Genomic DNA, 23,731 nt, shown 5'->3' with positions numbered 1-23,731 from the left:
ACTCCAGGCCATGGCGGCGGGCAACGGCCTTGACCGATGTGGAGGTGTTACAGGCCTCCTTGGCGACCTGCAATTTGAAACAAACCTCATATCTATTCATGCAAACCTCGGGGTCGGATCAGGTGTCCAACTCCCGGGGGTCACTTCACCATGGGGGCTCGTAGGCGCCATCCATGGCGCCTGCGGTCCCGCCTGCCCACCCCAGCCCGCCTCTGACAGTCTGCTGCGATCTGTCGGAGCAAGCGGGGTCGGATCCCGTTGCTGCGCAACGGGCTCCGACCCCCCATGGAGATTCATGTGGGCCTCACCTGGTCGGCGCGGGAAGGTTCATGCTGTGGGTCCTTGTTGCACAGGACATCGCATTGCCCATGGCACGTACCCGGGTTGGCATCATTTTCGGCGGCACGTCTTCCGAACACGAAGTTTCACTGCAGTCGGCGAAGAACATCCTCGATGCGCTGGATCGCGAGCGCTACGAACCGGTGCTGGTCGGCATCGACAAGCAGGGGCAGTGGCACCTGCTGCAGCCCGATGCGTTCCTGCTCAACGCCGATGATCCGGCGCGGATCGCGCTGCGCCCGTCCGGCGCCGCCTCGGCGCTACTGCCGGGTGCAGCACTGGGGCAGATCGACGTGGTGCTGCCGATCGTGCACGGGCCGCTGGGCGAAGACGGTGCGCTGCAGGGCCTGCTGCGCATGGCCGGCCTGCCGTTCGTGGGCTCGTCGGTGCTGGGTTCGGCGGCGGCGATGGACAAGGACGTGGCCAAGCGCCTGCTGCGTGATGCCGGCCTGCCGGTGGCGCCGTGGGTGTGCATCCGCCGACACCAGGCGGCCCAGGTGGATGTGGCCGCGTTGATCGCGCAGTTGGGCCTGCCCCTGTTCGTGAAACCGGCCAACCAGGGTTCTTCGGTGGGCGTAAGCAAGGTGAAAGACCCGGCCGGCTTTGCGGCGGCGCTGGAACTGGCGCTGCGCCACGACCACAAGGTGCTGGTGGAATCAGCCGTGGCCGGTCGCGAGATCGAATGCGCGGTGCTGGGCAACGCGCAGCCGCAGGCCAGTGTGTGTGGCGAGGTGGTGGTGCATGACGAGTTCTACGCCTATGACACCAAGTATCTGAACGCGGCGGGTGCCGATGTGGTGGTGCCGGCAGCGATTGAGGCTGACAGCCAGGCGCGCATCCAGCAGATCGCGCTGCAGGCGTACCAGGCGCTGGAGTGCGCGGGCATGGCGCGGGTGGATGTGTTCCTGGACGAGGATGGGAAGATCACCATCAACGAGATCAACACCCTGCCCGGCTTCACCCGCATCAGCATGTATCCCAAGCTGTGGGGTGCAAGTGGGCTGGGCTACACCGCACTGATCACGCGATTGATTGAACTGGCGCTGGAACGGCACGCGGCCGACAAGGCGCTGGTGTAACCGGGGAAACCCGCTTCTCGTGCTGCATGCGGGGGAACCCGCTTCTGTAGAGCCGAGCTTGCTCGACTGCTGTTGCAACAGTCGAGCATGGCTCGACTCTACAGGTGCGTCACAGGTGCATCAGTCGAGCAGGCTCGACTCTACCCGCGCTTGCGGAACATCGAGATCACCGCAAGGATCAGGAACACGACGAAGAGGATCCAGGCGATGTTGCTGGCGGCGCCGGCAATGCCGGAGAAGCCGAGCACGGCGGCGATGATGGCGATGACGAAGAAAATAACGGCGTAGTGCAGCATGGCGCTCCTCGCGATGGGTCGGGCTGTGGATGGCGTGGGTCCATCCTCCCGATCCGGCGGTGTGCAACCGGTGACGGCCACTTCTGCGCGCGATGAAGCCTTCAGCGGCGTGATGCCGCCGTCACGAGGCCGCGTGCAGGCGGCGCAGCCCTTCTTCGATGCTCACCTGCGGCACGTAACCGAAGTCGCGGCGCGCCGGTTCCATGCTGTACCAGTGCGGCGTGCACAGCTGTTCGGCCAGGAACCGGGTCAACGGCGGTTCGCCGGGCAGGCGCAGCAGCGGCCACAGGCGCTCGCACACGGCGCCGATGCGGTAGGCCGTCTTGAAGCTGAGGGTTTTCTCCACGGCCGGGGCATTCACCGCCGCCAGCAGCTTGTTCAACAGATCCCGCATCGGCAGCGGTTCGCCGTTGGAGATGAAATAGGCCTTTCCCGCACAGGCCGCGCCAGGGGCCAGCGCGTCGAACGCCAGGAAGTGCGCCAGCGCAGCGTTGTCGATGTAGGTGGTGTCGACCTTGTTGCTGCCATCGCCCACCAGCCGCAGGCGGCCCTGGCGGGCGCGCTGGGCCAGCCGCGGTACCAGCTGCAGATCACCCGGGCCCCAGATCAAGCGCGGGCGCAGCGCCACGGTGGCCAGGCTGGCATCGTTGGCGGCCAGCACGCGCTGCTCGGCAATCGCCTTGGTTGCCGCGTACGGGGCCTGGAAATTCTCGCCGTACGGCACTTCGTCGGCGCCCAGCCCTTCCACCGGATGGGTGGCGCGATGGGTCACGCTGGGCGTGGAGGTATAGACAAGGCGGCCGACGCCGTGCGCGCGGCAGGCGGCAATCACGTTGTCGGTGCCCACCACGTTGGCCTGGTGGTAGCTGTCATAGCTGCCCCAGGCACCGGCCTTGGCCCCGTTGTGGAACACCGCATCCACCCCGGCCACCGCATGCAGCACGGCCTGCGGGTCGGCCAGGTCGCCGCGGATCTGGCCCACGCCCATCGCCTGCAGCGCCGGGTAGTGGCCACGGTTGAGCGCCAGCACCTGGTGGCCGCGCTCAAGCAGGCCGCGGCACAGGGCCTGGCCAAGGAAGCCACCACCACCGGTAACCAGGATCTTCATGCACGCTTCTCCAATGCAGCGCTGGCCCAGACGGCCAGCTTTTCGCGACCGATCTTGGCGTTGTGTCGAATGTCCACCGGGAAGCCCGGGTGGACCAGGAAGTGCTGCACACCGGCAGCGGGCAGGTGGGTGGCCGCATGGGCACGCAGCGCGTCCTGCAGGGCCGCGCCATCGCGGCTGCCGCGCTGCAGCTCCACGCACAGCACCGGCACCTGCGCACCGGCCGGGCCCACGCCCACCAGTGCCGTGCGCGCCACGCCGGGCAGCGTGTTGAACACCGGCTCCACCTGTTCGGTGTACAGCGGCCCGCGCGCGGTTTCCACGCGGTGGGTCTTGCGCCCACAGAACCACAGGCGGCCCTGCGCATCGAAGTAACCGACATCGCCCATGCGGTGCACGATGCGGGTGCTGCCATCGGCCAGGGTTTCGGCAATCTTCGCCGCGGCGGTGGCCTGCGGGCGGTTGAAGTAGCTGTCGGTGGCGGTCGGCCCGGCGACGGTGATCTCGCCCACTTCGCCCACGCCCAGCACGCGCGCCTGCGACCAGTCGGGCAGCGGGGCGTCATCGATGGCGATGATGCGCACTTCGTTGGGGGCCACCACACTGCCCACGCAGGTGCCGGCGCCGGCCTCGGTGGCAGCGCGGGTCTGTTCCAGCTCGCGCCCCTCCACCACAGCCACGGGAAGGCATTCGGTGGCGCCATAGGGCGTCCAGAACTGCGCGTCGTCCGGCAGCAGGCGGCGGATGGTGGCCACCACGTCCGGCGGCACCGGGGCGCCGGCCGAGGTGACCCGGGTGACCGACGGCAGCGGCCGGCCATGGCGGGCCAACACGCGCATGAGTGCCGGCGAACCGAACAGCTGGGTCACGCCGAAACGCTGGATGGCATCGTGCAGCCGCGCCGGATCGGCCTGCGCCGGCCGGGTCGGGTCCATGTCCGGGATGACCGAGGTCAGCCCCAGCGCCGGGTCGAACAGCGCGAACGGCGGGAAGGTCGGCAGGTCCACGCCGCCCGCTTCCATGCCGAAGGCGTTGCCCAGCAGTTCGATCTGGCCGACGAAATGGCGGTGGCGGTAGACCACGCCCTTGGGTACGCCGGTGGAGCCGCTGGTGAACAGGATCGCAGCCATGTCCTCGCCGTCGGTGGCGGCCAGCATCGGGCCGCTGGCGGCGCCGGCGCGCTCCAGCGCGGCCAGGGTGGTGCCGCCCCAGCCCAGGCGCTGGCCCACGGTCACCAGACGGCTGGCCGACGGCGCCCAGCGCAGCGCCAGACGGGCTACGTGGGCCAGTGGAATGCCGATGAATGCCTCCGGCTGCGCTTCGTCCAGGCACTGCTTCAGCGCGCGCTTGTCGATGCCCGGATCGACCAGCACCGGCACCGCGCCCAGCTTGAACAGGGCAAACATGAGCAGGAAGAACTCCGGCGAAGGCCGCACCATCACCACCGTGCGCACGCCGCGGCCGATGCCGTAGCCGGCAAGGCCGGCGGCCATGGCATCGCTGCGGGCGTCCAGCTGGCGGTAGTCCAGGGTCACGTCATAGGCGGCCATGCCGTTGCCGGCGCCTCGGCGGCCGGGGCAGCGGATGGCGATCTGGTCGGGGCGTTCACGGGCCAGTTCCGGCAGCCGCGCGGCAATATTGCAGGGTCGGTTCATCCGTTCATTGTCGCCGCTTACGGAATTTCTTGCGCGGCGGCCGACTTCGTGGAAAATCCGCAGCCTCGTCACCCATTCCACTGCCGCCCGAGGCGGCTTGACCATGCAACATCCCTGCATGACCTGCGGCGCCTGCTGCACCCAGTACCGCGTAGCTTTTCACTGGATGGAATCGGACGAGGTCACCCCCGGCGGGGTACCGCACCAGCTGACCGAAACGCTGGACCCGCACCGCCTGTGCATGCGCGGCACCCATTCCAGGCCGGTGCGCTGTGTGGCCCTGGATGCGCAGATCGGCGTGTATTCACGCTGCACCATCCACCCCAACCGGCCCAGCGTGTGCCGCGAGGTCGATGCGTCGTGGGAGTACGGCAAGGCCAGCCCGCAGTGCGACAAGGCCCGCATCGCCTATGGCCTGGACCCGCTGACGCCGGCGGACTGGGAAGGCAGCGACGGCAGCCCGATCGCGGCGTAGTCCGGCGTGCCGAGGCCAGGGGTCGGATCCGTTTCGAAGAAACGGCTCTGACCCCGTGTCGCGCAGAGCGGGTCGGAGCCCTCTCTGCGAGAGGGATCCGACCCCGCACACCGATCAGATCGGGTTGGCGTCCAGGAACGCGCGGATTTCCGGCACCAGCACCTCGTGCTTGTCTTCTAGCACGTAGTGGTTGGCATCTTCGAACGCATGCACCTGGGCGGCTGGCAGCGCGGCCTGGAAGCCCTTCAGGAAGTGGTGGTCGAACACGATGTCACGCAGGCCCCAGCCGATGAAGGCCGGGCGGTCGGCGAACGAAGGCAGCGCCTGCCCCGCGCGTTCCAGCAGCGACCAGCCCTTGTCGGCCGGCGACAGCGGAATGTCCTGCATGAAACGGATGGTGCTGATGCGGTTGGCATAGCTGTTGTACGGCGCCACGTAGGCGCGGCGCACGTCGGCCGGCATCTTCCGCTCCACGCCCAGCCACGAGGCGCCGGACGAGAACGCGTTGAAGGTGCGGATGATCCACTCACCGATCTTCCAGTGCCGGCCCAGCGCGATCTGCCACGGCATCTTCTTCGCCGCCGGCAGCGGGAAGGCCGCGGTGTTGAGCACCACCAGGCGCTTCACCTGATCGTGGTGCGACAGCGCCCAGCCGAAGCCGATCATGCCGCCCCAGTCGTGCACGGCCAGGGTGACCGGACCGGTGATGCCCAGGTGCTTCAGCAACGCATCCAGGTCATCCACGCGCGACTGCAGGGTGTACTCATAGCGGCTGTCGTCGGGCTTGTCCGACAGGCCCATGCCGATATGGTCCGGCACGATGCAGCGGTACCTGTCCGACAGGCCGGCCACCAGCGTGCGCCAGTAATAGCTCCACGACGGGTTGCCGTGCACCATCACCACCACCTCGCCATCGCGCGGGCCTTCGTCGAGATAGCTCATCGACAGGCCGGGGCGAACCTCGAAACGCTGGGGGTGGGCGGGGTAACCGGGAAGATCGCGCATGCGGAGCACCTAAGGAGAGTCGCGGCGCACTGTAGAGCCGAGCCATGCTCGGCTGCTTTCTCGTCCGCTGCTGAAGAGCCGCGCTGCGCGCGTGAGCCGAGCAGGGCTCGGCTCTACAGGAGATCGTGCAGCAGGCTGTTTACCAGACCACTTCGGCCATCGAGCAGTTCAGGCCCGAGCCGATGCCCAGAAGCGCGATGCGATCGCCCTTCTTCAGCTTGCCCAGCTGCTTGAGCTTGCTCAGCACGATCGGCACCGAGGCCGGGCCGATGTTGCCGTGCTCGCCGAAGATGGTCATCACCTTCTTCGGGTCGATGCCGAAGTTCTTGATGAAGGCGGCGGTGTGCGGCTGGCTGACCTGGTGGATGACGAACTGGTCCAGTTCCTCCACGGCCCAGCCCAGGGCGATCTTGGCGGCGGCGAAGGTCTTCTGCGCCAGCTTGATGCCTTCGATCAGCAGCAGGCGGGTGTCGGTGACCATGCGGTCCAGGTTGCCCAGGCAGAGCTGGTTCCACTCGGTGGCCGAACGGGTCACGCCACCCTTGTAGCGCGGGGCGTCGGGCACCAGTTCCGAGCGTGCCATCACCATGGCCGCGGCACCCGAACCGGTGGTCAGGGCCGCCAGTTCGTTGCGGAAATCGTCGGCGGTGACGTCCGGGGCGGTCATCCGCTCCAGGGTCTTTTCGTAGACCAGGTTGGCGGTTTCGCCATCGACCACCAGGGCGTAGTCGATGTCACCGCGCTCGAGCATGCGCGCGGCGATGTCCATGCCGTTGATGAAGGCCAGACACGCATTGGCCACATCGAAGGTCATGCATTCGTCGCTGACGCCCAGGTTGCCCGACACGATGGAGGCCGTGGACGGCTCCAGGTAGTCGCGGCTGACCGAGGTGTTGACCAGCAGGCCGACCTGGCCGGCGGTGATGCCGGCATCTTCCAGCGCCTTGCGGCCGGCCATGGTGGCCGCGTCCGAGGCCAGCACACCGGTGTCCCACAGGCGGCGGGCGTGGATGCCGGCAATATCGCCAAGCACGTCGGTGCGGATACCCAGGCGGTCCAGGGTCGGCTGCAGGCGGTCGTTGATTTCCTTGGTCGTCAACGTATGCGGCGCGTCGACGTGTGCGAGGCCGGCGATCGAGACATTCTTGAAGAGCATCGAGGTTAGCGCCAAGGCTCAGGCAAAAGGGGGCGCTATTCTATAACCCCCGCGCCTTCACCGCATCTTTACGAATTCAGCCTTCCCCGTATGGTGAAGGATTCAGCGTGGCGGGCACTGGAACGCGGCGAATCGCTGGCTGCCATCGGCCGGGGCGGCGGCGGCCTGCACGGCGTTGGCGCCGGCACTGGGGGCCTCGTTGCGGGCCAGGGTTTCCAGCTCTTCCTGCACCCGCAGCGGGTTGCGGTTGTAGAAGCCGACCTTGCTCTTGACCGTCACCACCACCTCGCCCTTGGTGATGCAGCCGGCCGGGACCGGGCCGGCCGGCAGCACGCGGGTCGCCTTGCCGGCCGGTTCGATCGGCACCCAGGTGCAGGCGGTGACGGTGAGCAGCAGGGAAGAAAGCAGCAGAACGCGCATGGGCAGATCCTGGAAGGGTATGGAGCGATTCTGCCTGAACAGCCTGAATCGGGGGTAGCCGGGGACGGCGGGGGTCGGAGCCCTCCCGCTGGGAGGTATCCGACCCCGGCCGGGTCTTGCCTTACTTCTTCACTGGGTTGCCGTCGGCATCGATCACGGTCACCTCGCCCAGGTTCAGCGCGCGCACCGCTGCTTCGGTCTGCTTCAGGTCACCCACCACCACCCAAGTCAGCGCCTGCGGCTTGATCTCGGCCGCCGCCTGCTGCACCTGCGCCGGGGTCATCGCTTCGATCTCGGCCTTGCGGCGCAGCACGTAGTCGTCGGGGCGCTTGAACTGCACGATGTTGCCAATGGTCGAGGCCACGGCCGCGGCGGTTTCATACGCACCCGGCAGGCTCAGGGTCTGGATGTTGCGGATGCGGTTGACCTCTGCCTCGGTGGCCGGCTTGCTGCCATCGGCGAAGCCAGCGATCTCCTTGCGCATTTCCGCCAGCGCCGGGCCGGTCTTGTCGATCTGCACCGGCGCCATCGCCATCCACGGGCGCTGGCCCACGGTGTTGCTGGCCATGGTGCGGGCACCGTAGGACCAGTGCTTGTCCTCGCGCAGGTTCATGTTCAGGCGCGAGGTGAAGTCGCCACCGATCACGCCGTTGGCGATGTCGAAGCGGGTCGAGCCGGCATCGCTGGACGGCGCAACCACCTGGCCGGCGAACAGGTTGGCCTGCACCGCTCCCGGCTGGTCGATCAGGAACACGCGCGGTGCGCTGGGCACGGCAACGGCGGTGGTGGCCTTGACCGTGGGCGCATCGCCGCTGGCCTTCCAGTCGCCCAGCTGCTTGTCCAGCAGCGGCACGATCTCGGCCAGGGTGGTGTCGCCCACCACGATCAGGGTGCCGTCCTGCGGACGCAGCCAATCGCGGTGGAAATCGACCAGGTCTTCGCGGCCCAGGCTGGCGATGGCCGCTTCGTCACCGCTGCCGGTGAACGGAATCGCATACGGGTGGCCCTTGCCGTACAGCAGCGGCGGCAGCACGCGCATGGCCACTGCATTGGGGTTGACCTTTTCCTGCTGGATGCCGGCGATCCACGAAGCCTTTACGCGGTCGATCTCGCCCTGCTCGAAGCGCGGTTCGCGCAGCAGGCTGGCATACAGCGCCAGCGACGGCACCAGGTTTTCCTTCAGTGCCGACAGTTCAACGTCCACCGAATCCAGCCCGGCCGAGGCATCCAGGCTGGCACCCAGCGCATCGGCGGCATCGGCGAAGGCCAGCGAGCCCAGCTTGCCGGCGCCTTCGGTCATCAGGCTCATGGTGAAGTTGGCCGTGCCCGGCTTGCGCCCCTGGTCGGCGGTGAAGCCGCCCGGGAACTGGTAGCTGAACTGCACCACCGGAATCTCGTGGCGCTCGGCCAGCACCACCTGGGTGCCGTTTTTCAGGGTGGCGCGCTGCAGGGCCGGGAACTTCAACTGCGGGAATTCGCGGGTCTGCGGCACGCCGGCCTTGCGATCGACCTGCTCGGGCAGGGTGCTGTACTTGCTGTCCACCGCCGGCACGTTGAACGGCTTGGGCGTGGCCGAGGCTTCTTCCTTCAGTGCCACGCGCTCACCCGGTTCCACCACCAGAGTGTGGCTGCCCTTGTCCAGCCACTGTGCGCCCAGCCGCTTCAGATCGGCGGCGGTAGCCTTGTCGATGTTGGCCAGCGAGGTGCGGAAGCAGCCCGGGTCGCCGGTATAGACCGCGCATTCGGCCAGCGCATCGGCCTTGCCGCCGAAGCCGCCAATGCGCTCGATGCCGCGGATGAAGCCGGCGCGGAAGCCGGTCTTGGCACGCGCCAGTTCATCGGCGGTCGGGCCGTCCCTCAACAGGCGCTCGATCTCCTCGTCGATGATCTTCTCGATGCGGGCCGGGTCCTGGCCCTTCTTCACCGTGGCCATCACCATGAAGTTGGACCCCAGCTGCGAGGCGTAGGCGCCGGCGCTGATGTTGTCCACCAGCTTGTCCTGGTGCTGCAGGCGCTGGCTCAGGCGCGAGGACTTGGCACCGCCCAGCACTTCGGCCAGCAACTGCAGCTGGTCAATGTCGGCCGTGCCGACCTGGGCCACGTTCCAGGCGCGGTAGATGCGCGCCTGTGGCACCTTGTCGGTCATCACTTCGCGGGTATCGGCATCGCGCTTGGCCACGTCCACCTTCGGCTGCGCCATGGTCGGGCCGGCCGGGATGCTGCCGAAGTAGCGCGCCACCTTTTCCTTGGCGGTGGCCAGGTCGATGTCGCCGGCCAGCACCAGCACCGCGTTGTTCGGGCCGTACCAGGTGCGGAACCAGGTCTTCACGTCATCCAGCGAAGCGGCGTTGAGGTCGTTCATCGACCCGATCACGCTGTGGTGGTACGGGTGGCCGGCCGGATACAGCGCGCGGTTCAGCTTTTCCCAGACCTGGCCATAGGGCTGGTTCTCGCCCTGGCGCTTCTCGTTCTGCACCACGCCACGCTGTTCGTCCAGCGCGGCCTGGTCGATCGCCCCCACCAGGTGGCCCATGCGGTCCGATTCCATCCACAGCGCCATGTCCAGCGCGGTGGTCGGCACGTTCTCGAAGTAGTTGGTGCGGTCGGTATTGGTGGTGCCGTTCTGGCCGGTGGCACCGACCTGCTTGAACGGTTCGAAGTATTCGCCGTCGTGGTTTTCGCTGCTCTGGAACATCAGGTGTTCAAACAGATGGGCAAAGCCGGTACGGCCGGCCGGCTCGTCCTTGCTACCCACGTGGTACCAGACGTTTACCGCCACGATCGGCGCCTTGCGGTCGGTGTGCACGATCACGCGCAGGCCGTTGGGCAGGGTGAACTGCTCGAAGGGAATGTCCACCTTGGCCGGCGCGGCCGGCTTGGCCGCCAGGGCGGTGGTCGGCGCAAGCGTGCCGAGGGCGGTGCTGAGGGCAACGGCGAGCAGCGCGGTGCGCGGGCGCAGGGCGAAAGACATTTCCAGATCCTTGGTCACGTTGGTGAATGCCGATCCTAGCGTGTGTCCCGCCCGCCCGGTATCGGCCAGCAGTCACTGCCCAGGCGGCGCCAGACCGCCCCGCCGTAACGGTCACGTAAGCCGCGCCAACGCGTCCGGACAGTGTCCACGGCACGCCGAACGGACATGTGTCCGCCCCGCGGACACCCTGCATTCCGAAAAAAATCCTTTGAAATCAACGCTTGAAAGTTGGCACGGCGATTGCTGTGTAGTTCCTGCGCCAGGAAGGGCTTCAGATCGAAACTGACTGAAAGCTGAACAAATAGAGAAAATTGAAAATTTCTCTTGCATGCCCAGAATTGGTGTACTACCTTACTACCACACCACCGCTCAACAACACTAAACAGGCCCCGTCATGAACGCCAAGACCATTGCCATCGCCATCGCCCTGATCGCCGGCACCGCGGTTGTTTCGTCGGTGCAGGCCTCCGAATCCATCAAGACCCTGGACACCGTGCAGGTGCGCCCGGCCGCCGACCAGCTGGCCCAGCAAGCCTGGGAACAGGCCAGCGGCATCCCCACCCTGGCAGCGGTGCAGGTGCGCCCCAGTGCCGACCAGCTGGCCGAACGCGACGGCTACGTGACCGCCCCGGTGGCCGCTGCAATGCCGATCACCACCCTGGCCGCCGTCGAAGTGCGCCCCAGCCTGGAACAGCGCGTCGCCCTGGCCGCCGAACAGGAAGCACAGCGCTACGCCGCCAACCTGGCCGCCGCTGCCACCTCGGTGGCCAACCAGGTGATCACCAACCTGCCGACCCTGCAGGTTCGCCCCAGCGCCGCCGATCTGCAGGCCCTGGCCAGCGAAACCGCCCAGGTGCTGCTGCGCCCGTAACCGGTGCCGCCCTGCCCCGCGCAGGGCGTGCGCCGTAAAGGCGGCAGCGGTGGCAGGTACACTGCACCGATGAATGCCGCGCCCCAGTTCCACGTGATCCTGTTCCAACCGGAAATCCCGCCCAACACGGGCAACGTGATCCGGCTCTGTGCCAACACCGGCGCGCAGCTGCACCTGGTCGAACCGCTCGGGTTCGCACTGGAAGACAAGCAGCTCAAGCGCGCCGGGCTGGACTACCACGAGTATTCGCGCCTGCAGGTGCACCCCGACCTGGACACCGCGCTGGCGCGCATCGCGCCGAAACGGTTGTTCGCACTCAGTACACGGGCCAGCGTGCGCTACGACAGCGTGGCGTTTGAAGACGGCGATGCATTCCTGTTCGGCCCGGAAAGCCGTGGCCTGCCGCAGGATGTGCTCGACGCCCTGCCCGACGGCCAGCGCCTGCGCCTGCCGATGCAGCCGGGCAACCGCAGCCTGAACCTGTCCAACACCGTGGCCGTACTGATGTACGAAGCCTGGCGCCAGCACGGGTTTTCCGGCGGCGCATGATGCGCCTTGGGTAGCTGCGGACCGCCCCTGGTGGGTGCGGACCTTGGTCCGCGCCAATGTCCGGTCGCGCGCTGAAACACTGTGCCGACCAAGGTCGGCACCTACCAATGAATGGCTGCGGGCCACCTATGGCGGGCGCGGAACTCCTCTGGTAGGTGCGGACCTTGGTCCGCACCAATACCCGGCCGCGCGCTGAAACACCGTGCCGACCAAGGTCGGCACCTACCAATGAATGGCTGCGGCCCAAGTCTGGCGGGTGCGGAACTCCCCTGGTGGGTGCGGACCTTGGTCCGCACACATGCGTGATCGCGCGCCGATGGACCGTGCCGACCAAGGTCGGCACCTACCACCAAGGTTGGCACCTACCCCCGGTAGATCCACGCCATGCGTGGATGACGGTCAGAATGCGTTGATACCCGTCAGTTCGCGGCCGATCACCAGCTGGTGCACGGTCTCGGTGCCTTCATAGGTGATCACCGATTCCAGGTTCAACGCATGGCGGATCGCCACGTGTTCGGTGGTGATGCCGGCACCGCCCAGCAGGTCACGGCATTCGCGGGCAATATCAATGGCCATGCGGCAGTTGTTCCACTTGGCCAGGCTGACCTGCTGCGGTTGCAGCTGGCCGGCTTCCTTCAGGCGGCCCAACTGCAGGGCCAGCAGCTGCGCGGTGGTGATGCGCCGGGCCATTTCGGCCAGCTTGATCTGCGCGCTCTGGGTGGCCGCCAGCGGGCGGCCGAACAGCACCCGCTCCTTGGCATAGCCCAGCGCTTCGTCCAGGCAGGCAATGGCCGAACCGATCGGGCCCCAGCTGATGCCGAAGCGGGCCTGGGTCAGGCAGCCCAGCGGCCCCTTCAGCCCCTTCACGTTGGGCAGGCGGTGGCTGTCGGGCACGCGCACGTCGTCGAAGTACAGCGCACCGGTCAGCGAGGCGCGCAGGCTCATCTTGTGCTTGATTTCCTGGCTGGTGAAACCGGCCATGCCCTTTTCCAGCACGAAGCCCTGGATGCCGTCCTCGGTCTGCGCCCAGACGATGGCCAGATCGGCCACCGGGCCGCTGGTGATCCACATCTTGCTGCCGCTGAGGCGCCAGTCGCTGCCGTCGCGTACCGCGCGGGTCTTCATCGCGGCCGGGTCCGAGCCACCATGCGCTTCGGTCAGGCCGAAGCAGCCGATCAGCTCGCCACGGGCCATCGCCGGCAACCACTGCCGCCGCTGTTCCTCGCTGCCGTAGGCGTAGATGGGGTACATGCACAGCGAGCTCTGCACCGAAACGAAACTGCGCAGGCCCGAATCGCCGCGCTCCAGTTCCTGGCAGATCAGCCCGTAACTGACCGCCCCCATGTCGCCACCGCCATATTCAGACGGCAGGGTCGCGCCCAGCAGGCCCAATGCGGCGATCTCCGGCACCAGTTCGTCGGGAAAGCGCGCCTGGTCGAAGGCATCGCCGATGATGGGCAGCACCCGTTCGTTGGTGAAACGGGCCACGCTGTCCTGCACCGCGCGCTCTTCCTCGCTCAGCAGGGAACGGACATCGAACAGATCGTACGGATGCAAAGCCATGGCACTCACGCGCAGTCAGGACCGTGCCATTGTCGGTCATCCGCAAGCATCGCGTCTGGCAGGTGTGGACCTTGGTCCACACGGAAGCGGGTCCTGGCGGTGAAACAATGTGCCGACCAAGGTTGGCACCTACCCGGCCACACGCATTACGCTGCGCCGCAGCAATCATGACGTGAACATCGTCTATCTAGCTCGATCACGCGCGGCCCGGTACCCTGACACATTCAAACAAGCGTTTCGCACGTGGTTGCACGCGCGATTCCCAGGCACCGCCGGTGGCCCCGATGCCGGCACTACCCACGAGTCATGCATTCGATGAGCGCTGAAGCCAACGCCCTGCCCCCGCGTGAAGTAATGGAATTCGACGTGGTGATCGTCGGCGCCGGTCCTGCCGGCCTGGCCACCGCCATCCGCCTGCGCCAGCGCGCGATCGAGGCCGGCCGTGAACTGTCGGTGTGCGTGCTGGAAAAGGGCTCCGAGCCGGGCGCGCACGTGCTGTCCGGCGCGGTGATGGACCCGCGGGCGCTGACCGAACTGTTCCCGGACTGGGCCGAGCGCGGCGCACCGCTGAAGCAGAAGGTCACCCGCGATGAATTCCTGTTCCTCAGCGAGACCGGTTCGCGCAGCACGCCCAACGCGCTGCTGCCCGAATGCTTCCACAACGAAGGCAACTACATCATCAGCCTGGGCGAGGTGACCCGCTGGCTGGCGCAGCAGGCAGAGGCGCTGGAAGTGGCGATCTTCCCCGGCTTCGCCGCCGCCGAGGTGCTGTACGGCGACAACGGTGAAGTGGTCGGCGTGGCCACCGGCGACATGGGCATCGAAAAGGACGGCAGCATCGGTCCGGCCTTCGAACGCGGCATGGCCCTGCACGCCAAATACACGATCTTCGGCGAAGGTGCGCGCGGCCACCTCGGCCGCCAGCTGATCGCCCGTTACAGGCTGGATGAAGGCAAGGACCCGCAGGCCTACGGCATCGGCATCAAGGAGCTGTGGCAGATCGACCCGGCCAAGCATGAGCCGGGCCTGGTGGTGCACGCCGCCGGCTGGCCGCTGGACAACGACACCTATGGCGGCGCCTTCCTGTACCACGCCGACGGCGGCAAGGTGGCGGTGGGCTACGTGGTGGGCCTGGACTACAAGAACCCGTGGCTGAGCCCGTTCGAGGAGTTCCAGCGCTTCAAGACCCACCCGCAGATCCGCAAGCACCTGGAAGGCGGCACCCGCATCGGCTACGGCGCGCGTGCCATCACCGCCGGTGGCCTGATGTCGCTGCCGAAGACGGTGTTCCCCGGCGGCGCGCTGGTCGGCTGCGAGGCCGGCTACCTCAACGTCAGCCGCATCAAGGGCAGCCACGCGGCCATCAAGACCGGCATGCTGTGCGCCGACGCCGCCTTCGATGCGCTGGTGGCCGACCGCCAGCACGACGAACTGAGCGCCTACCCGCAGGCGTTCGAAGCCAGCTGGCTGTTTACCGAACTGCAGCAGGCCAAGAACTTCAAGCAGTGGTTCAAGAAGGGCCAGACCGTGGCCACGCTGATGACTGGCGTGGAACAGTGGCTGCTGCCCAAGCTGGGCGTGCGCAACCCGCCGTGGACCCTGCGCCACAGCACCCCGGACCATGCCTGCCTGGAACCGGCGTCCAAGCACACCCGCATTGCCTATCCCAAGCCCGACGGCGTGCTCACCTTCGACCGTCTCAGCTCGGTGTTCCTGAGCAGCACCAACCACGACGAAAACCAGCCCAGCCACCTGACCCTGAAGGACGCCAGCATTCCGGTGAAGGTGAACCTGGCCGAATACGCCGGCCCCGAGGCGCGCTACTGCCCGGCCGGTGTGTACGAGTTCGTTGGCGAAGCCGACAACGCGAGGCTGCAGATCAACGCGCAGAACTGCGTGCACTGCAAGACCTGCGACATCAAGGATCCAACCCAGAACATCGTCTGGGTGACCCCGCAGGGCGGTGGCGGCCCCAACTACTCGGGCATGTAAGTCACCGGGCTGCGACGGCGTGTCGCAGCCCGCGTCCACGCAGGGGCCGGTATGCTGCCGGCCCATGCGCGCGCTCGTTCTAGCTGCTGTATTCGCCGTGGCCCTGGCGGCCACCGCCTGCCAGCGCCCGCCGGCCGCACCGGCCAGCCCCGAACAGGCGCGCCAGCAGGCCATGCAGCGCGCGTTTGAACTGTGCGCCGGCTGCCACACGGTGAAGGCCGGCGGCATCCATCGGTTCGGTCCCAACCTGCATGGGGTGCTCGGCCGGCGTGCCGGCAGCCTGCCCGACTACGGCTATTCCGACGCCATGCGCCGCGCCGATTTCGTGTGGAGCGCGCAGACCCTGGACACCTTCCTGCAGTCACCCAGCCACATGGTGCCCGGCACGCGCATGTACAACGCGTTCCCCAGCCCCGAACGGCGCGCCCTGGTGATTGCCTACCTGCAGGAGCACAGCGTTCACTGAGCCAGCCGCTGCAGCTGCTGTTGCAGATGGTCCATGAACCCGCTCACCTGCTGCAGCAACGGCCCCATCGCCGCCTCGTCACCCTGCTGGAGTTGCTCTTCCAGGGCGCTGGCGCGCGCGGCCAGGCCCTGCGCGCCCACCGCGCCCAGCGCACCAGCCATGCGGTGCAGGTGCTGCACCATCTGGCCGCGGTCGCCGTCGCGCAACGCCGCGCGCAGATCGGCCATGTCGCTGGTCGTGGCGGCCAGCAGGCTGTCGCGCAACTGGGTGGCCACCTGCAGCGAACCAAAGCGCTGCTGCAGGGCAGCCAGATCCGGTAGCGTCAGGGTGGCATCCACCGCCTCCTCCTGCACATCGACGGCGGCCCGCTCGGCCGCGTCCAGCCCGGCCGCCTGTGGCAGCCAGCGCAGCAAGGCCTGGCGCAGCGTGGCCAGTGACAACGGCTTGGCCAGCACATCGTCCATGCCCGCCTCGCGGCAACGTCGTGCGTCGTCGTCCAGCACGCTGGCGGTCAGCGCCAGCACCGGCAGCCGCGGCTGGCCGTTGCGGCTCTCACGCTCGCGCAGCAGGCGGGCGAAGGCGAAGCCATCCATCACCGGCATGCGGCAGTCGGTGATCACCAGATCGAACGGTTCCTTCGCCAGGCGATCCAGGGCCTGCTGACCGTCATCGACCAGCACATGCGGCACGCCCAGCTGCTGCAGGCGCCAGGCCATCATCGCCTGGTTGGTCGGGTGGTCTTCCACCACCAGCACGCGCGCCGCCTGCAGTGCCGGCGGCAGCAGCGCGGTCTGTTCCTGCTCGGCCAGCAGCGCGGCCACGTCTTCGGCGCGCGCCTCCACCAGCGCCACCTCCACGTCCACCCGCGTGCCTTCGCCCAGCACGCTGTGCAGGCTCAGCTCACCGCCCATCTTGTGCACCAGGCGCCGGCAGATGCTCAGCCCCAGCCCGGTGCCACCGTGCTCGCGCTGGATGTAGGCGCCGGCCTGGGTGAAGGGGGCGAACAGGTGCGGAATCTGGTCTTCGGCAATGCCGATGCCGGTATCGGACACGGTCAGTCGCAGCGGCTGGCTGCCATCCTGGGCGGTGGCACCCAGCACATCCACCTGCAGCCGCACATAGCCCTCGCTGGTGAACTTGATCGCGTTGCTGAGCAGGTTGAAGACGATCTGCCGCAGGCGCACGCCATCGACTTCGTGTGCCTGGGCCAAGCGCGGGTCGATCTCCACCTGCAGCTCCAGGCCGCGTGCCGTGGCCTGCGGCGAAAGCAACCGGCACACGCTGTCCAGCAGCGGGCGCAGCGGCAGCGGCACCGGTGCCAGACGCAGGGCGCCCGCTTCCATGCGCGAGTAATCCAGGATGTCGTCCAGGATCTGCCGCAGCATCTGCGCCGAATCCTCGATCACCGTGATGATGCGCTGCTGCTCCTGGTCCAGCGGCGAGTGGGACAGCACTTCCAGCATGCCCAGCACGCCGCTCATGGGCGTGCGGATCTCGTGGCTCATCGTGGCCAGGAAGCGCGACTTGGCGTCGGCCGCCTGCTCGGCTTCCACCTTGGCCGCGGCCAGCGCATCGGCCTGCGCGCGCGCCTCGCTCACATCCACCCAGTAGCCGCTCCAGGTCACCGCACCGGCCTCGGCGGCATACGGATGGGCCTGGCTGCGCACCCAGCGCTGACTGTCATCGTCGGTCAGCACGCGGAATTCGAACGACAGTGCGGCGAAGTGACGCGCGGCCTGCGCGGTGGCCTGCAGGATCGCGGCGCGATCTTCCGGGTCGATACGGCCCAGCAACGCCCCGGTCTCGTCCATCGCCTGCTGCCGCGGAATGCCGAACAGCGCCTGCACATCGCCGGCAATGAACGGGAAGGTGAGCGTACCGTCGGCCGCGCGGCGGGCTTGGTAGACGATCGCCGGCAGGTTGTCGGTCACCTCGGCCAGGCGCTGTTCCACGTGGCGGCGCCCGGCCACTTCACGGCGCAGGCGCCAGTGGCCCAGGCCATGCACGGTGGCGGCGGTCAGCAGCACCAGCAGCAGCGGAATGATCCAGCGCAGCAGCCCTCTCCAGTGCACGCCCTGGCGGTATTCCACGGCCAGCCAGTCGCCACGCAGCGATTCGCGTTCGCGCGGGGTCATCTGCAACAGCAGGCGGTCGAAGGTGGTGGCCAAGGCGGCATGGTGGTGGTTCACGGCCAGCGCCAACTGGTCGTTGAAGCCGGCCGGTGCGGCAATCTGCAGGCGGCCGGGGAAGCGGTCGCGCAGCATGTGGTCGACCAGCGCCAAGTTGCCCACGTAAGCGTCGGCATCACCGTCCGACAGCCGCTGCAGCGCCTGTTCGGCACTGCGCGCCGGAATGATGCGGGCCTGCGGCGCCTGCTGCAGCACATAGCCACGCACGCGCTCGGGGTCGGACAGCAGCACGCGCTTGCCCTGCAGGTCGGCCAGCCCCAGCAGCACCGGGCTGCCCTGCGCGGTGACAATCACGTTGGGCACGCTGATGAAGGGCTGGCTGAACACCCAGTCGGGCCCCAGGTACTGCGAATCCAGCGGAATGCCCATCACCGCCTGCACATCGCCGCGCTTGGCCTTGGCCCGCACCTCGAACCAGTCATGGCTGGGTTCGATCTGCAGGTTGGCGCCGGCCTTCACCAGCAGGCGCAGGTATTCGGCGGCCAGGCCTGTGGGCTGGCCGCCCTTGTCGGCGAAGGACAGGGGCGGCGCATTGGGCGGGAAGCCGATCTTCAGCGGTTCCTGCAGCACGCGTTTTTCGGCCTGGCTGAGGGCCAGCTGGGCCGATGCCGACCATTGCAGCGGCGGCAGCCAGCGCTGCACCAGCGCCTCCTGCTGCGAGGCACTGCTGGCCGCCATCGCCAGGTCCAGCGCTTCGGCCAGCGGCTGCTTGCCGTTGGGCACACCGAAGTGCAGCCGCTCGGGCGGTAGATCGCTGGGCCGCAGCAGCACCACGCCCTGCAGTTTTTCCTGGGCAATCAGCTCGGTGGCGACATACGCATTGCCGATGAACACGTCGGCTTTGTCGTCTCTGACCATTTCCAACGCGGCTTGCGTGTTGTTTGCGACAAGCTGTCGGGCACGCGGGAAGCGGACACGCACCTGCGGCGCGGTCATGAAATCCTGCTCGATCACCACCCGCAGCCCGTCCAGATCCGGCGCCTCGGACGCGCGCAGGTCACCCGGTCGGCCCACCATCGCCAGCGGCGCTTCGGTGTAGGCGCGGGTATAGACCATGCAACGGGTGCGCTCGGCGCTCAGGGCGATGTTCATCACAACATCGATCTCGCCTCGGCACGCCGCGTCCAGCACCGCGTTCCAGTCCGGGTAGCGACGGAACTCCAGTTTGCTGCCCAGTTGACGGGTCAGAAGCGACAGGTAATCTGGTCCCAGCCCGGCCGGCCGGTCGTCCTGCAGGAACTCGTAGGGCGGCCAGCCGCTGTCATACTGGCCGACAACCACCACCACCGGATGCGCGGCCAGGAACTGGCGCTGCAACGGGGTGAGCGGCAAGGGTCCGGGCTCGGCCTGGGCCAGCAGCGACAGACCCAGCAAGCCCAGCAACAGGACCCATCCACGAACAGCGCCGTTCCGCATCTGCGACGATCTCCCTTGAACCCGCCGGGTACCGCGCTGCTCGCGGCCGGCACTGCCCGAAGGCCATACTAGAGCATGACCTTGCGCATCATCATCGCAGACGATCACCCCGTGGTCCGCATCGGAACCCGCGCGGTCATCGAATCCAGCGGCGTGGGCCGGGTGGTTGGCGAAGCCGACAATGCCCAGGCCCTGATCGCACTGCTGGCCAGCCAGCCCTGCGACCTGCTGGTCACCGACTATTCCATGCCCGGCAGCGCCCAGGCCGATGGGTTCGCGATGATCGGCATGATCCGCCGCCGCTATCCCGATCTGCCGGTGCTGCTGCTCAGCGTGTCCAACAACCTGGCCATCCTGCGCATGGTGCTGGACAGCGGCGTGCTCGGCCTGGTGGACAAGAGCTCGTCCATGGAAGAGCTGCCGCAGGCGATCCAGGCGGTCTACCGCGGCCAGTCCTACATCAGCCGCAGCCTGCGCGAGCGTGTGGAAGAGGCCGGCAGCTGGCGCATGCGCGAAGGCGACGGCAAGCCGCTGTCGCCGCGGGAAGTGGAAGTGCTGCGCCTGCTCGGCACCGGCATGACCGTGAAGGAGATCTCGCTGCAGCTGCACAAGAGCGTCAGCACCATCAGCCGGCAGAAAGGCGATGCCATGCTGAAGCTCGGGCTGAAGGGCGACGCCGAACTGTTCGACTACCTGCGCGACGGCAAAATCTGAGAACTGCTTCACGGTTTCACGGTGACCACCCCGTGCTGACACTGTGATCGACGCCACAGCTGTGCCATGATCCGCGCCGATGGGCTCTCCCATGCGAGGTCGAAGGAATCGACCGGCCCCTCACCACGCTGCCCGAATGCGGGCGGCGCGCATTCTGCGTTGGCCATCCGGCCCGACGCCCGCACACCATGGAGAGGCGCATGACCCATTCCCCCCGATACGTCCCGGCTTCCGCCCGCCCGCGATTGCGCATGGCGTTGGCTGGCCTGGCCGTTTCGCTGCTGGCCAGCGCCTGCACTCCTTCGACCTCGACCGCGTCACCCCAGGGCGCCGCCGCGCCACGACAGGAAGTTGCCCCCATGCAGAACTCCGCCACCGCCGCTGCGGCCCCCGCCGCCGTTGCTACCCCGCCCGATGCCGGCAGCGTGCTGTACTTCATCTACCAGGTGGACGGCGACGGCGCCGTCTCCTATGAAGTGGCCAATGGCGCCGTGGCGACCTTCTGGTTCGGCCACAGCTACGAAGTGGCCGGCACCCGTTACTACACCGGCTTTGCCTGGAACACGCCGCAGAAGTTCGGCAAGCCCGGCGAAGACGACGTGGGCCCGGAAAGCCGCGTCACCCTGTCCGAAGCCACCTTCACCCTGAGCGGTGACAAGCCCGACCGCCCCTGGGTGTTGAAGGGCGTGGAGCCGTGGATCGGTGCGATCGGCGCCTATGGCACCGCCCCGGACGTGGACGGCAAGCGCAAGCCGGTCGAACACCGTACCGCCGCCGGCAAGCTGGTGCTGGCCGTGCCCACCCGCAGCTTCAGCAACGGCACCAGCGTGGAAGGCTACGAGATCCTGGTGTTCAACCCGGACTACGAGACGTCCGAAGATGGCCAGGTCTGGGCCAGTGCCGGCACGGTGAACACCGGCGAAGACAATTCGGCCGCCTGCGACGACGGCGCGGTGATGCCGTGCATCAGCAACCAGGGCACGCTCAGCTTCAGCGCCGTGCCAGGCAGCGATCTGCCGGCCATCACCGTGGCCGCCACCGGCACCACCATCGATGAACCGGGGCAGACCCGTGCGCTGGGTGCCGGCGATGCACGCCGCTACCACTACGACGCCGCCCGCAAGGCCTACGTCGCGCAGTAACCCTTACACGCAGTACCTGTTGACCGACATGTTGATGACTCATGGATGAGTCCGGTTGGCGTAACGCGGCACAGGCCGCTCCATCAACCCCAGAGGAAAACGTCATGGCACAACGTGACTACAGCAGACAGGAAGTTCTCGACATCATCGAACAGGTGGCCCAGCGCAAGGGCATTCCCAGCGAAGACTTCCTGCGCTTTGCCCATATCGAGACCGGCGGCCAGTTCGACGAGCGCGCGCACAACAGCCGCACCGACGCCAAGGGGCTGTTCCAGTTCCTGCCGTCGTCGGCGCGCCAGTACGGCCTGAGTGGCCACGAGTACGACCCGACCCGCAACACCGAAGCGGCCGCGGACATGTTCCAGCGCAACCTGGCCGACATGGAAAAGCGCCACGCGCGCACCGGCCACCCCTACCTGTCCGGCGAAGCATCGCCCACCGGCCTGGACCTCTACCTGGCCCACCAGCAGGGTGCGGCCGGTTACGGCTCCATCCAGACCGCCATCGCCACCGGCACCTTCGGCGTGGTGCGTGATGGCCACGGCAACCCGATCGACATGCGCCCGCGCATCATGGGCCAGATCGGCAGCGACATCGAAGCGCTGACCGGCCACACCCGTGCGGAAATGCGCACGATGAACGACAAGGACCTGGCCAGCACCTTCGCCCAGTACTACGACCGCAAGTACGACGGCATCAGCATTCCGGAAAAGAACATCGCCGCCATCAGCGCCGATGCGCCGGCGCGCAGCACACCGGTGCAGGCCGCCGCGGGCCCGACCCAGACCGTGCCGGCGCCCACCGCCGCCACCGTGTCGGCAGCAGCGGCGGCCAACCAGGACAAGCCGGGCATCGCCCTGACCGCCGCCTACGAGGCCGGCGTGAAGTACGACGATGTGAAGTACGCGATCAACATCGCCTCCAGCCAGTACTACCGTGGCAACGGCATCACCGGCAAGAACGTGGACCAGGGCTACGTGGACTGCTCCGGCTGGGTCGGCACGATGCTGAACAAGACCCAGGACGAGATCAACCAGAAGGCCGGCCACGCCGTCTATGGCGATGCCGACAAGATCAAGCTGGGCTTCGCCGGTTCCGGCGGCATCGTGCAGCAGGCCTACAAGGATTCGGGCGTGCTGCTGCAGCGCGACGACATCCTGAAGCCGGGCGCGCTGCAGGAAGGCATGGTGATCGGCCTGGACACGGCCAAGACCAAGCACGAGCACTGGAACGGCATCGACCACATCGTGATGGTGGTGCGCGACCCCAACACCGACAAGCTGCTGATCAGCCAGTCCACCGGCAAGCTGGGCGTGCACACCATGCCGGTGGAGGACTACCTGAAGCAGGTGGAAAACCACCCGAACTGGAAGCTGTTCGCCTCCGACCCGCTGCACAAGGCGCGCGACCTGCTGGAAAACCGCAGCCAGACCCAGCAGCACGAACAGGGCAAGGAAGCACCTGCGCAGGCCGCCGCCAGCGCGCCGCGCAGCGAGATCCACCGCAATGGCGACCACAGCGAAGGCGTGCGCAAGGCGCAGGAACAGCTGGGTCACCTGGGCTACGTGGGCGCCGACGGCAAGCCGCTGTTCGAGGATGGCAAGTTCGGCCGCAACACCGAAGCGGCCGTGCGTGAGTTCCAGAAGGACAATGGCCTGGCCGTGGACGGCATCATCGGCCCGAAGACGCTCGATGCCATCAACGATGCGCGCGAACGCCCGCTTCTGAACGACGAACGCCACCCGCGCAACCCGATGTACAACCAGGCCGTGCACGGTCTGGAGCAGTTGCCGCCGGGTACGTTCAAGGACCGCCACGCACTGGAAGCCACCGCTGCCACGCTCACCCGCGACGCCCATGCCGCCGGTCTGCAGCGCATCGATTCGGTGGTGCCCAGCATGAACGGTGAGCGCCTGTTTGCCGTGCAGGGCGCGATGGGCGACCCGGCCGCCGTGCGCGCCTCGGTCGATGCCAAGGCCGCCAGCGAACAGAGCGTGGCCCTGAGCAGCGGTGCAGTGCAGGGCGCACCGAACGTGCTGCAGCAGCAGGACGATCAGCAGCAGGAACAGGTGCGCCAGAACCAGCGCGCGATGGGGCACTGAGGCCGGTGTTGCCGACGGTGGGTCAGAGCCCTTTCCTGCGGAAAGGGATCTGACACTGGGGTCGGATCCCGTCCGCCGGACGGGCTCCGACCCTGCTGTTCAGCTTTCTGCTTTCAGGCGGGCTTCATGGCGCATGACGCTAGATGAATGCGCACGCCGACCGGGTGGCCCACGCAATGTTCCGGCAATGTCCGAAGCCCAGCGTGGTACCTGCGGCAGCCAC

Annotated in this window: 18 protein-coding genes; 9 read left to right on the top strand and 9 right to left on the bottom strand. The window is 67.5% G+C overall.

The genetic code is table 11. The features are described 5' to 3' along the window. Window positions 1-368: 368 nt before the first annotated feature. Complete coding sequence (ddlA, locus tag C1922_RS01045) at window positions 369-1,418, top strand: D-alanine--D-alanine ligase (RefSeq protein WP_108748086.1); 1,050 nt, start codon at window positions 369-371, stop codon at window positions 1,416-1,418. Between the two features lie 140 nt (window positions 1,419-1,558). Here ddlA and C1922_RS01040 read toward each other — a convergent pair whose 3' ends face one another. From C1922_RS01040 to oleC, 3 genes are all read right to left on the bottom strand, one after another. After that, window positions 1,559-1,714 carry a DUF1328 domain-containing protein gene (locus C1922_RS01040; RefSeq protein WP_107231440.1) on the bottom strand — a complete coding sequence of 52 codons (156 nt, stop codon included), beginning with the start codon at window positions 1,712-1,714 and terminating at the stop codon, window positions 1,559-1,561. Between the two features lie 121 nt (window positions 1,715-1,835). Beyond that, entirely contained in the window at window positions 1,836-2,822 is a 987-nt protein-coding gene (oleD, locus tag C1922_RS01035) for a 2-alkyl-3-oxoalkanoate reductase (protein ID WP_108748085.1), read from the bottom strand. Then, window positions 2,819-4,477, bottom strand: a complete 1,659-nt coding sequence (gene oleC, locus C1922_RS01030; protein ID WP_108748084.1) for an olefin beta-lactone synthetase — start codon at window positions 4,475-4,477, stop codon at window positions 2,819-2,821. The genes oleD and oleC overlap by 4 nt, the downstream gene beginning before the upstream one ends. A gap of 103 nt (window positions 4,478-4,580) precedes the next feature. Between oleC and C1922_RS01025 the strand changes: the two genes are divergently transcribed. Next, window positions 4,581-4,952, top strand: coding sequence for a YkgJ family cysteine cluster protein (locus C1922_RS01025; protein WP_108748083.1), 372 nt, complete (start codon window positions 4,581-4,583; stop codon window positions 4,950-4,952). 114 nt (window positions 4,953-5,066) lie between these two features. On the opposite strand, the gene C1922_RS01020 is transcribed toward C1922_RS01025, so the two are convergent. The 4 genes from C1922_RS01020 to C1922_RS01005 all read right to left on the bottom strand — a co-directional run bounded on the left by C1922_RS01020 (window position 5,067) and on the right by C1922_RS01005 (window position 10,504). Then, entirely contained in the window at window positions 5,067-5,957 is an 891-nt protein-coding gene (locus tag C1922_RS01020) for an alpha/beta fold hydrolase (RefSeq protein ID WP_108748082.1), read from the bottom strand. 139 nt (window positions 5,958-6,096) lie between these two features. Then, window positions 6,097-7,113 carry a 3-oxoacyl-ACP synthase III gene (locus tag C1922_RS01015; RefSeq protein ID WP_108748081.1) on the bottom strand — a complete coding sequence of 339 codons (1,017 nt, stop codon included), beginning with the start codon at window positions 7,111-7,113 and terminating at the stop codon, window positions 6,097-6,099. Window positions 7,114-7,215: 102 nt separating this feature from the next. Then, window positions 7,216-7,533 (bottom strand): DUF4156 domain-containing protein, encoded by a 318-nt coding sequence (locus tag C1922_RS01010; protein WP_087921159.1) that lies wholly within the window; start codon window positions 7,531-7,533, stop codon window positions 7,216-7,218. Window positions 7,534-7,654: 121 nt separating this feature from the next. Further along, a complete protein-coding gene (locus C1922_RS01005) occupies window positions 7,655-10,504 on the bottom strand; it encodes a pitrilysin family protein (RefSeq protein WP_108748080.1) in 2,850 nt (949 codons plus the stop codon). 394 nt (window positions 10,505-10,898) lie between these two features. Between C1922_RS01005 and C1922_RS01000 the strand changes: the two genes are divergently transcribed. Both C1922_RS01000 and C1922_RS00995 read left to right on the top strand, forming a co-directional pair. Beyond that, window positions 10,899-11,375, top strand: coding sequence for a hypothetical protein (locus C1922_RS01000; protein WP_108748079.1), 477 nt, complete (start codon window positions 10,899-10,901; stop codon window positions 11,373-11,375). Between the two features lie 69 nt (window positions 11,376-11,444). Further along, window positions 11,445-11,924 (top strand): tRNA (cytidine(34)-2'-O)-methyltransferase, encoded by a 480-nt coding sequence (locus C1922_RS00995; RefSeq protein WP_108748078.1) that lies wholly within the window; start codon window positions 11,445-11,447, stop codon window positions 11,922-11,924. A gap of 399 nt (window positions 11,925-12,323) precedes the next feature. On the opposite strand, the gene C1922_RS00990 is transcribed toward C1922_RS00995, so the two are convergent. Then, window positions 12,324-13,487, bottom strand: a complete 1,164-nt coding sequence (locus C1922_RS00990) for an acyl-CoA dehydrogenase family protein (RefSeq protein ID WP_108748077.1) — start codon at window positions 13,485-13,487, stop codon at window positions 12,324-12,326. 315 nt (window positions 13,488-13,802) lie between these two features. Here C1922_RS00990 and C1922_RS00985 point away from each other — a divergent pair, with 315 nt between their 5' ends. Together C1922_RS00985 and C1922_RS00980 are read left to right on the top strand one after the other, a co-directional pair. Beyond that, entirely contained in the window at window positions 13,803-15,479 is a 1,677-nt protein-coding gene (locus C1922_RS00985) for an electron transfer flavoprotein-ubiquinone oxidoreductase (RefSeq protein WP_108748076.1), read from the top strand. Between the two features lie 64 nt (window positions 15,480-15,543). Further along, entirely contained in the window at window positions 15,544-15,945 is a 402-nt protein-coding gene (locus C1922_RS00980) for a c-type cytochrome (protein ID WP_108748075.1), read from the top strand. Here C1922_RS00980 and C1922_RS00975 read toward each other — a convergent pair. Further along, on the bottom strand, window positions 15,939-19,550 hold the full coding sequence (locus C1922_RS00975) for a transporter substrate-binding domain-containing protein (RefSeq protein ID WP_108748074.1): 3,612 nt from the start codon (window positions 19,548-19,550) through the stop codon (window positions 15,939-15,941). The genes C1922_RS00980 and C1922_RS00975 overlap by 7 nt on opposite strands. Window positions 19,551-19,625: 75 nt before the next feature. Here C1922_RS00975 and C1922_RS00970 point away from each other — a divergent pair, with 75 nt between their 5' ends. The 3 genes from C1922_RS00970 (at window position 19,626) to C1922_RS00960 (ending at window position 23,508) form a co-directional block, all read left to right on the top strand. Beyond that, on the top strand, window positions 19,626-20,264 hold the full coding sequence (locus tag C1922_RS00970; protein ID WP_108748073.1) for a response regulator transcription factor: 639 nt from the start codon (window positions 19,626-19,628) through the stop codon (window positions 20,262-20,264). A 359-nt stretch (window positions 20,265-20,623) separates the two neighbouring features. Beyond that, on the top strand, window positions 20,624-21,406 hold the full coding sequence (locus C1922_RS00965) for a hypothetical protein (RefSeq protein ID WP_108748072.1): 783 nt from the start codon (window positions 20,624-20,626) through the stop codon (window positions 21,404-21,406). A gap of 104 nt (window positions 21,407-21,510) precedes the next feature. Beyond that, on the top strand, window positions 21,511-23,508 hold the full coding sequence (locus C1922_RS00960; RefSeq protein WP_108748071.1) for an XVIPCD domain-containing protein: 1,998 nt from the start codon (window positions 21,511-21,513) through the stop codon (window positions 23,506-23,508). Window positions 23,509-23,731: the final 223 nt, after the last annotated feature.

The organism is Stenotrophomonas sp. ZAC14D2_NAIMI4_7, assembly GCF_003086675.1.
In the GTDB taxonomy this organism is placed as follows: domain Bacteria; phylum Pseudomonadota; class Gammaproteobacteria; order Xanthomonadales; family Xanthomonadaceae; genus Stenotrophomonas.
This window is presented reverse-complemented; position numbering and strand designations above follow the sequence as displayed.